The organism is Mesorhizobium sp. M2C.T.Ca.TU.002.02.1.1 (assembly GCF_003997225.1).
In genome coordinates, this window is the sequence record NZ_RZTO01000139.1 from 1 (window position 1) to 10316 (window position 10316).

Here is a 10316-nt window from a genome sequence, read left to right on the forward strand (position 1 = left end):
CGGCAAGTCAAAGGAACCCCTGCATGAACTTCCCGATCGCTTCCCTTGAGCGGCAGGAACCCGCCGCTGAAACAGCGGCGCCGGCCGGACGTGTGCACCATTTCTACAGGGCCTACGGGCTGATCGTGAGTTCGGAAGTGAGCTTGCCGGAACTGGAACCGACAGCGCCGGCGACGCCCGACCTGGAGATCGCGGTCGGGCCGGTCTATTTTCCGGACGGTGCATCGCCGGGCGCCACGGCGTTCCGTTTCGAGCCGACGCGCCAATATCTTTCATGGCAGGCGGTCGGCGCCTTCATGATCAGCGGCGCCAGCCGGATCGATGTCGATCCTGCGCCGGGGGTCGACGACCCCCTGCTCGCCTTTCCGCTGCTCGGGCCGGTGATGGCGCTCGCTCTTCACCAGCGCGGGCTGCTTGTCCTGCATGCCAGCGCCATTGCCGTCGGCGGCAAGAGCGTGATCTTCATGGGCGACAAGGGTGCCGGCAAATCGACGACGGCGGGCGCGATGATCCGCGCCGGCCATCGGCTGCTCACCGACGACGTCGTGGCGCTGGATTTGGCCGATCCCGAGCGGCCGATGATCCTGCCCGGATTTCCGCAGCTCAAGCTCGCCGCGGACGCGGCCGGCGCCATCCGCCTCGAGCAGGCGGAGGTGCGCCCGCAGGTGCATCCGCAAATCGACAAGGCGCAGCATCGGCTGCGCGACGGATTTGCCGCCGAAGCAGTGCCGATGTCGCGCCTCTATGTGCTCGAGCGCGGCGCGCGAGCCGCGATCTCGCCGCTGACCGGGGGCGCCGCGCTGCCGGCGATCATCAAATTCTCCTATGTCACGCGGTTCGGCCGCCAGGCGCTGCCGGGCGATTCCGCCTCGGTGCATCTCAGCCAATGCGCACAGGTCGCCGGACGGGTCGGCGTCAGCCGCCTCGAAGTGCCGGCCGGACTCGCCCGGATCGACGAAGCGGTTGCCGCGATCGAAGCCGACCTGGCGTCCGGGACAAGGTGAGCCAGGGCATGGGCTGGTCTTCGAAGCTTCGCCTGTCGTTTTTCCGTGATGTCGCGGGCTTCGGCGCCATGATGGCGCATGTCGGCGGGCGGCGCACGGCGACGGCGCTTGCCTTCCTGATCCTGGGGAGCCTCACCGAGGGCATGTCGATCCTGCTGCTCGTCCCGCTGCTGCGCCTGATCGGCAAGGCCGAGCAGGATTACGCGGTGCGGGTGCCGGAGGCGTTGCGTTGGCTTGTGCCCGGCGGAACGCTGTCGCTCGCCACCGTGCTCTCACTGCTCGTCGCGCTGGTGGCGCTGCAAGCGATTTTCAACCGCTTCAAGTCGGTCTACATGGCGCGGCTGCTCTACGACTTCGTCAACCGGGTGCGCATGAACCTGTTCGAGAGCGTCGGCAGGGCGCGCTGGGGCGTCTTCACGCGTATCCGCAGCTCCGATCTCGACCATGCGCTGAACGGCGACGTCGACCGGGTGCAGGTGGCGGCCTTCTCGCTGCTGATGCTCACCCAGGCCACGCTGCTTCTCACCGGCTACCTCGTGGTCTCGCTGTTCATCTCGCCGGTGATGACGTCCTTCGCCATCCTTGTCGGCCTGGTGCTGCTGATCGCCCTGCAGCCGTTCCGGGCGCGCGCCAGCGCCTATGGCCGCACGCTGACCGGCAACCGCCAGGACCAGTACCGCACGGTCTCCGAGTTCCTCGGCGGCATCAAGGTCGCCAAGAGCCTGAATGTCGAGGCAAGCTACTTTGCCGAGCTCGGCGCGACGCTGGACAGAATGAAGGCCGACAACATCGCCTTCGTCCGCAACTCTTCGCTCGGCACCGCGCTGTTCCAGGTCACGAGCGTGATCGGGCTCAGCCTCTTCATCTATATCGCGCTGGTCGGCTTCCATCTGTCGCTGGCCGAGATCGTCGTGCTGCTCCTGGTCTTCATGCGCGTCGCGCCGCGCTTCATGGACATGCAGCTTCAGACCCAGCAGGTGCTGATCAACCTGCCGGCCTACGCTTCGATGCAAAGCCTCCAGGCTCGCTTCGACGCAGAACGCGAGACGGAAGAGAGCGCGGCCGAACAGGGCGCGAAACTCTCGCTCGAGACGGGCCTCAACATCCGCGATGTCTCCTTCGCCTATGGCGAAGGAGACGGGAAACCGGTGGTCGGCGATATCACCTTCGGCCTGCCGGCCGGCAAGGTGACGGCGCTGATCGGTCCTTCCGGCTCCGGCAAGAGCACGATCGCCGACATGCTGCTCGGCCTGCTCGAACCGACCAGCGGCAGGATCCTGGCCGACGGCGTGGAGATCACGGCGCAAAATCGCCGAGCCTGGCGCGATCAGGTCGCCTATGTGCCGCAGGATGTGTTCCTGCTGCACGACACGATCGCCGCCAATCTGCGCCTTGCAGCACCCGGGGCGAGCGATGACGAGCTCTGGGCGGCACTGCGCAACGCCCATGCGGCCGATTTCGTGGAGCGGCTGGCATTGCGGCTCGATACGGTGGTGGGCGACCGCGGTGTGCGGCTTTCCGGCGGCGAGCGGCAGCGCATCGCCCTGGCGCGGGCGCTGCTGCGCAAGCCGTCGCTGCTCATCCTCGACGAGGCGACGAGCGCGCTCGACTGGCAGAATCAGTCGCTGATCGCCCAATCCATCGAGGCGCTGCGCGGCCAGATGACGATCCTGACCATCGCGCACCGGCCATCGATGATTGCCTTCGCCGACTGGGTCGTGGCCATCGAGAACGGACGCATCGTCGAGGTCGGACAATATCGGCGGCTGAAGGCAAAAGCCGGCAGCCGTCTTGCGAGGATGCTGTCGGGCGAGCAGGCCGAGCGCGGCACCGCGCCCCCGGTCGAGGCCGGACCGGTCCCGTCGCCGGTCGAACGATCAGTGGAGGCTGCGCCTGGCGCTTAGCTTTTCGCCTTCGGCGACCTTGTTCAGGATCGTGGCGCGGTCCGCCTCGCGGGCTTTGTCGGCCGATGTCGGCGTGGCGCTGCCGATCATGGCGAAGACCAGAAGGAAATAGCCCGCCTGGATGATCACGGCGCAAACGATGGCACGCAACAGGATGATGCCCGCCGATGCGCCGTCAAAATACGACCAGCCGATGACGATCGCGAGCGCGAATATCATGCCGATGATGAATTTTGGCAGAGACATGTTCGCCGGTCCTTCAACCGAGACGAGCATGCAGAAGCTGTGACTTACCCACCCGCGTAACTCCCCGTTGCGCCAAAGAGTTCTTTCTGGCTGCCCATTCCGGCCGGTTGCTTCCGGCCTTCCTTACCCATGCAGACAATGACAGGAACAATTTGCGACTCTATTAAGGCGGGCCGGTTGGAGCAAGGCCCGACAGGTATGGTTTCCAAGGATTTTACGAGATCGACTCCACCATGCTGCGTCGCACACTCTGGCTCCGGCAGCTATTCAATGCACCGCCTGCCGCTTCAGTAAAACCTACCACTTTGATTAGTATTTTAGCTGAATAACTTACCGTTGCGAGTGCTCCCAGCGACATGCAATCGCGTTTCTTCTGCAGCAAAGAATGCACTGTCCAAAAATGGCCCAAAAGGTGGACTACATTTTCCTGGTTTGCTCTCACCTTGTCATAAACATGCCACAAAGGTGAAAATTTGGGCAGGGCAGGTTTATTATTTAGTCAATTCATGACGTGAACATTTCAGCGCGATGGGAAATTGTGTGTTGCGCTGCAGCATTTTTTTGATATCTTGCCGTAAACCATCCGTTCAACGTATGGAGCTTCTGCATGAGGGACGTCGCCAAGTCGGCTAATGCGGGTTTTGCGCAGGTCGGCGTTGATTTTCCACCCCCCATCGGCGGTCTGCTCAAACGCAGTTTCGATATCGTCGGTTCCCTGGCCGGGCTGGTTCTGCTCAGCCCGCTTTTCCTGATGGTCGCCCTGCTGGTCAAGCTTTCGGACAACGGTCCGATCTTCTATGGCCACAAGCGGATCGGTCGTGGCGGCAGGATTTTCTCCTGCCTCAAGTTCCGCACCATGGTGACGGACGGCGAGCGCGTGCTCGCCGCCTATCTGGCCGCCAACCCGGAAGCCAACGCCGAATGGATCGCGACGCGCAAGCTGAAGAACGATCCGCGCGTCACCCGCGTCGGCCATGTGCTTCGCAAGCTCAGCCTCGACGAGCTGCCGCAGATCCTCAACATCCTGCAGGGCGACATGAGCCTTGTCGGCCCGCGCCCGGTCGTGCGCGACGAACTGGAGATCTATGGCAGCGCCGCGGTCTATTACCTGAAGTCGCGCCCGGGTCTCACCGGGCTGTGGCAGGTGAGCGGCCGCAACGACGTATCCTACGACACGCGCGTCGCCTTCGACCGCCACTATGTCGAGAACTGGTCGATGTTCCAGGACATTCGCATCATCTTCAAGACGGTTCCTGCCGTATGGATGTCGCGCGGCAGCTATTGACCGACGGAGCTGCCCCGCCAGATTAGGGGCAGGCATCCGGCAGTGATCTCATCGGGCGGATGGGGCCAAAGCGGATCGGGAACGTTCATTTGACAAAAGACCTCTTCGGACTGTCTTTCGCCTGCAGTCTCATATCCCGGACACCGGCCCGCGTCGCGGGCTTCTTGCTTGCGGCGTCGCTGGCCATGCCGCAATTGGCTGCCGCCGGCGATTATCAGCTTGGCCCTCTGGACAAGCTCAACATCCGCGTCGCCGAATGGCAGACGGTCGACGGCACGTTCCGCGACTGGTCGGCCATCAACGGCGAGTATTCGATCGGCCCGGGCGGAACGCTCTCGGTGCCGTTCGTCGGCGACATGCAGGCCGCCGGCAAGACGACGGCGGAGATCGCTTCGGCGATCGGGCTCGCGCTGCAACGTAAGCTAGCGCTACCCGACAAGCCGGAAGCCTCGGTCGAGATGGCGCAGTTCCGGCCGTTCTACATTTCGGGCGAAGTCCAAAATCCCGGCCAGTTTCCCTTCGTGCCCGATCTGACGGTGCTCAAGGCAGTCAGCATCGCCGGCGGCATAAGGCACAATGCCGACTATGGTCCTCAGATCGAAAAGGATCTGATCACCGCCAAGGGCAGCTATGACATCTATGACGACCAGCGCTTGCGGCTGATGGTCAAGCGAGCCCGCATCGACGCCGACCTGGCCGGGAAAACGACCTTCGAGGTGCCTCAGGAAATCCAGGGTGATTCGAGATTGCCGACCATCGTCGCCGACGAAACGGCCATCCTGGTTTCCGACCAGAAGTCGCTGAAGCTGAAGCTTGATGCGCTCGACCAGTTGAAGGGTGTTCTGCAGTCGGAAATCGAATCGCTGCAAAAGAAGATCGCCAACCAGCAGAAGCAGGTCGACCTGGCGGAGCAGCAGGCAAACAGCATCGGTCCGCTGGCGCAAAAGGGCCTGATTGCCAATGCGCGATTGCTTTCCTCGCAGCAGACGGTCACCGACCTGCAAGGCAAGATCCTGGACTATGAGACGGCTATCCTCACCGCCAAGCAGTCGATCAGCAAGGCAGAGCAGGACGCCATCGATGCCCGTAACACACTGAGTTCGAGCCTCACTGCCGATCGGCAGCAAACGGAGGCGAACCTGAACGAGGCAGCCTTGAGGGTCGGCATGCAGAAGGGCCTGATCGCCCAGGCGTCGGATCCGGCAACGACCGCCGCCCTCACCGGCAGTCAAGAACCGCCCCTGCTCTATTCGCTGGTGCGGGTTGCCGACGGCAAGACGAACGAGATCGAAGCCAAGGAAGACACGCCTGTGCTGCCGGGCGACGTGATCAAGGTGAAGCTCGCGCCGACGGCCAGCCAGTAGCGCGCCGCCGGCAACGGCTTGCGCGAAGCGAATCGAGGAACGGAGGCGGGAGGAACACGTCAGGCCCGTTCGCGCACGACGCGGGCGGGCGATCTGTTTTGGACCGCTTGAAGGCATAACATGCAGCCCGCAGCCCCGCGTCACGTCTATCTGAACCTCGACGCCATCCGCGGCGTGGCGGCGATCAGCGTGATGCTCTACCATTTCTCGCCATTCCTGGCCGACGGCAAGGTGCTGCCGTCGAGCTATCTCGCCGTCGATCTGTTCTTCCTGCTCAGCGGCTTCGTCATCGCGCATGCCTATGACCGCAAGATCGAGAACGGCATGGGCTTCGGCACGTTCGTGGCCATCCGCCTGATCCGGCTCTATCCGCTCTATCTCGGCGGCACGCTGCTCGGCTTCTTCTACCTGCTGGTCAAGAACAGGCTGATGCCGGCCGAATACATGCCGCTGTCCGAGATCGGCATGCAGCTGACGACCGGCATGTTCTTCATCCCGCTGGTCAGCGATGCCTATCACACGATCTTCCCGCTCAATCCGGCTTCGTGGTCACTGTTCTTCGAGCTCATCGTCAACATCGCCTATGTCGCGGTCTTCGTGCTGCTGTCGCGGCGCGTGCTGACGGGCATCGTCGCCGTCAGCCTCGTGCTGCTCGTCGTCGCCTCGATCTTCGCCGGCACGCTGGATTTCGGCATGACCGGCAACACCATCCTCAGCGGACTGCCACGTGTCACCTTCTCGTTCTTCCTCGGCGTGCTGCTCTGCCGCTCGATGGCGCGCTGGCAAGGCAGTCTCGGCTTCCTGCGGCGCGGCTTGTGGGTCGAGGGCGCGATCCTGCTCACGCTTGCCGTCTTCGCCATCGCACCTGGCGGCGGCGCGCGCGTTGCCTACGACCTCGCGGCGATCGTCATCGTCTTCCCGATCATGGTGATGACCGGCGCGGTGGCGCCGACCGCGCCGCTTCTGTCCGGCTTCTATGGCTGGCTCGGGCGGATTTCCTATCCGATCTACATCATCCACACGCCGATGCTTATGATCATAGCCGGAGCCGGCAAGGCCTTCTCGATCGATCCTTTCGCGCATCATCCCTGGTTCGGCATCGTGATGGCGGCCTCGGTCATCGTCATCGCCGACATCGCCACGCGCATCTATGACGAGCCGGTCCGGCGCTTCCTGCAGCGGCAGATGCAGCGTGCGCGAGCCGTGGCTTAGACCGGCTCACTGAAGAAGGGCTCAACGGACAGATCCGGCATGAAGATTCCGAAATCCATTCTGATCGATCCCGACCGCAACGAGACCTACGGCGCCTTCGCCGTCGCGGTTTCCATGGTCGCTTTCGCCTACTCGCCCAATTTCGGTCAGATCCTGATCCTCGCCTATTACGCCGTCTGGCTGCCGCTGCTCTTCGTCGATTACCGGCGCTTCACCTGGAGGCTTTCCAGCGCCTGGCTGCCGATACTGCTTGCGGCCTATGTCTGCTTCTCGGTGTTCTGGTCCCAGGCGGCGGGCATCAGCGCGCGCGCGGCGGTGCAATATTCCTCGCATATCGTCTGCGCCTATGTCGCGGCGCGCACCATCAGCGTGCGCACGCTGGTGGTCGGCTCGCTGATCGGCATCTTCATCGTCCTGCTCTATTCCCTGAAAGTCGGCGCCTACGCGCTCGACACGATCGACGGCACGGTCAATTTCGTCGGCGCCTTCGGCTCCAAGAACCAGATCGGCTTCTTCTCCTCGCTCGGCATCTTCTTCTGCCTTGCCTTCCTGGTCTTCTACCGGCGCAACTGGCTGGGCTTCGTCTGGACCGCGCCGATCATGCTTTTGTCGGTCTACATGCTGGCCATCGCCCATTCGGCGACGTCGGTTGCCTCGCTGCCGGCGGTGATCGGCATCGTGATGCTGCTCACCATGACCAAGGTCTTGTCGCTGCGCTATCGCCGGGTGCTGTTCATCGTCGGCGCCGGCGCGCTGGTGACGGGCGTGGTGGCGGCGCTCAATCTCGGCCTGCTGGATGTCGTGCTCGGCCTCTTCGGCAAGGATTCGACGCTCACCGGCCGCACCTATCTGTGGGAACAGGGCTGGGAGGCGGCGCAGCAGCATCCGCTGCTCGGCTATGGCTATGCCGCCTATTGGGTGCAGGGCTTTGCCGATCCGGAACGGCTGTGGGCCGAATTCTACATCTCGACCCGCTCGGGCTTCCACTTCCACAACACCTATGTCGAGACGCTGGTCGAGATCGGCTTCATCGGCGTCACCTTGCTGGCGCTGGTCATCCTGCGCTCTTTCTACGGCCATGTGTCGAAAGTTGTGTTCGGCGACTGGAATGCCGATTCGGTGGTGCTTGCCGGCGCGATCGGGCTGATGCTGATCCGCTCCTTCTTCGAGGTCGAAATGCTCGGCCCCTACTTCATGGCGTCGTTCATCGTCTATTACGGCCTGTTCACGCTGACCCCGTTGCCGGCTTTCCGGCGCCGCAGGGCGGTCGTCCCAGCCGAGGACGAGAGACTTGCCAATGGCCGTATGCCGGCCCCCATCTGATCAGTGGGAAGCAGCGGCGGAGCGCGCGACCGCAGCCTGGATCAGCCGGTCGGCCAGGATGGCCAGAAAGGCGATCGACAGGCCGGCAACCAAGCCCATGCCGGCATCGGCCTTGCCGAGCGCGACATAGACCGCCTGGCCAAGATCGCGCGTGCCGACAAGAGCTGCGATGGCCAGCATCGACAGCGCCGCCATGATGGTCTGGTTGAGGCCGAGCATGACGACCGGCAAAGCGAGCGGCAGCTTGGCCTGCAGCAGCGTCTGCAGCGGCGTCGCGCCCATCTGCTCGACCGCCTCGACCACATCGGCGCGCACATGCCGCAGTCCGTGCTCGACATAGCGGATCGGCGGCACGATGGCGTAGAGCATGATGGCGATCAGCGCGGTGAACTCGCCGACCTTGAAGAACATCAGCGCCGGGATGAGGAAGACGAATTGCGGCATGGTCTGCAATGCATCGCAGATCGGCTTCAGGACGTGCGAGACGCGGTCGCTATGCGCCGCCCATGTGCCGAGCGCGCCGCCGACCAGAAGGCAAAGCAGGACCGCCAGCGTGCAGAGATAGAGCGACTGCACCAGCTGCGGCCACAGACCGTTGACCAGGATCAGCCCGAAGCCTGCCACCGCGAAGAGGCCGAGCCGCGGCCCGCCCACCTGACCGGCAAGCAAGGCGACGGCAAGGATGAAGACCGGCCAGGGCAGATCGAGAAAGCCGGTGTAGAGAACGAGGCCGGCGGCCAGCACCGCGGCCGCCGCCTGCCAGCCGAGACGGCGCGCAGCCAGCACGGCCACGGCCAGCACCAGGATGGCATAGGCGGCCAGCGCCGATGGCGGCAGCGAGAAGCCCCACATGACCGGTGTCGCCGAGCCGGAAATGCCGACGCGCATCGGCAGCAGCAGGCAATAGAGCACCGCATTGCGCACGCCGTTGAAGAACCAGGCATAGTCACGCACCAGCCCCAGCAGCCACTCGTTGACGGCGCCCATCTGCATGCGCAGCCCGGTTTGCGGCAGAAGCGTCGCATCGGGCGTGGCCAGCCGGATGACGACGGCAAGAGCCAGCGCGACCGCCAGCGTCATGGCCAGGCGGCGTGGCGTCATCCAGCGCATGGCGCGCGTCGGGCCGGTCTCCGGCGCCCTGGCGAAGCCAATGGTGAGACGGTCGATGAGGATGGCGAGCAACGCGATCACCAGGCCTGAGAGGATGCTCTGGCCGAACTCGGCCTTGCGCATCGACGAAAGGACCTCCCAGCCGATGTCCTCGAAGCCGCCGATGATGGCGGCGACGATGACCATCGACAGCGCCGCCATCGTCGTCTGGTTAAAGCCGACGAGAAGCTGCGGCAGCGCCGTCGGCACCTCGACCTGCCAGAATTGCTGGCGGCGCGTGCAGCCGCTCATCAGGCCGGCCTCGCTGATCGCCGCCGGCACGCGATCCAATCCGAGCACGGTGTTGCGCACCATCGGCGGCGTCGCGTAGATCGCCGAGGCGATCAGCCCGACCACCGGGCCGAAGCCGAACAGAAGCAGGAGCGGGATGAGATAGGCGAAGGCCGGCACCGTCTGCATGAGATCGAGCGCGCCGTTGAGCACCGGACGCCAACGCGGGCGGGCATGGCCGAGAACGCCAAGCAGGAAGCCGAGCACGATCGAGATCGGCACCGCCAGCAGCACCAGCGCCAGCGTGTTCATGCTCTGCGGCCAGTAACCGGCGAGCAGGATATAGGCGAGCGTGGCGAGCGCGAAGATGGCCAGCCGTTCGCCGCTTGACTTCAGCGCAAGGGCGGCGACAGCCAGCATCACCGCCGGCCAGGGCAGCCAGGCGAGCGCCAGCCGCGCGCCGCGCATCGGCGCATCGAGCAGAGCGGAGAGCGCCCGGAAACCCGGCTGGATGACGGCGACCACCACGTCGGTCACGGCGTTGATGTATGTAGCCAGCGGCAGCGTCCATTCCTTTGGGAAATTGACCAGCCAGGGA

8 protein-coding genes are annotated in these 10316 nt (G+C 64.2%); 6 read left to right on the forward strand and 2 right to left on the reverse strand.

Features of this window, described 5'->3' with window-relative positions; genetic code table 11:
• Positions 1-23: 23 nt before the first annotated feature.
• Complete coding sequence (locus tag EOD07_RS10240) at positions 24-1004, forward strand: serine kinase (RefSeq protein ID WP_245470013.1); 981 nt, start codon at positions 24-26, stop codon at positions 1002-1004.
• An 8-nt stretch (positions 1005-1012) separates the two neighbouring features.
• Positions 1013-2908, forward strand: a complete 1896-nt coding sequence (locus EOD07_RS10245) for an ABC transporter ATP-binding protein (RefSeq protein WP_127235352.1) — start codon at positions 1013-1015, stop codon at positions 2906-2908.
• Here EOD07_RS10245 and EOD07_RS10250 read toward each other — a convergent pair.
• Positions 2882-3154 carry an exopolysaccharide production repressor exox gene (locus tag EOD07_RS10250; RefSeq protein WP_127235353.1) on the reverse strand — a complete coding sequence of 91 codons (273 nt, stop codon included), beginning with the start codon at positions 3152-3154 and terminating at the stop codon, positions 2882-2884. The two genes, EOD07_RS10245 and EOD07_RS10250, sit on opposite strands and share 27 nt — an antisense overlap.
• 607 nt (positions 3155-3761) lie before the next feature.
• Here EOD07_RS10250 and EOD07_RS10255 point away from each other — a divergent pair.
• The 4 genes from EOD07_RS10255 to EOD07_RS10270 all read left to right on the forward strand — a co-directional run bounded on the left by EOD07_RS10255 (position 3762) and on the right by EOD07_RS10270 (position 8338).
• Positions 3762-4439 carry a sugar transferase gene (locus tag EOD07_RS10255; protein ID WP_127235354.1) on the forward strand — a complete coding sequence of 226 codons (678 nt, stop codon included), beginning with the start codon at positions 3762-3764 and terminating at the stop codon, positions 4437-4439.
• Between the two features lie 185 nt (positions 4440-4624).
• Positions 4625-5803 (forward strand): polysaccharide biosynthesis/export family protein, encoded by a 1179-nt coding sequence (locus tag EOD07_RS10260; protein WP_245470015.1) that lies wholly within the window; start codon positions 4625-4627, stop codon positions 5801-5803.
• Positions 5804-5923: 120 nt separating this feature from the next.
• A complete protein-coding gene (locus tag EOD07_RS10265; protein ID WP_127235356.1) occupies positions 5924-7015 on the forward strand; it encodes an acyltransferase in 1092 nt (363 codons plus the stop codon).
• Positions 7016-7054: 39 nt separating this feature from the next.
• Positions 7055-8338 (forward strand): O-antigen ligase, encoded by a 1284-nt coding sequence (locus tag EOD07_RS10270; protein WP_127235357.1) that lies wholly within the window; start codon positions 7055-7057, stop codon positions 8336-8338.
• Here EOD07_RS10270 and EOD07_RS10275 read toward each other — a convergent pair.
• On the reverse strand, positions 8339-10316 hold a 1978-nt coding region (locus EOD07_RS10275), incomplete at its 5' end, for an ABC transporter permease subunit (protein ID WP_127235358.1).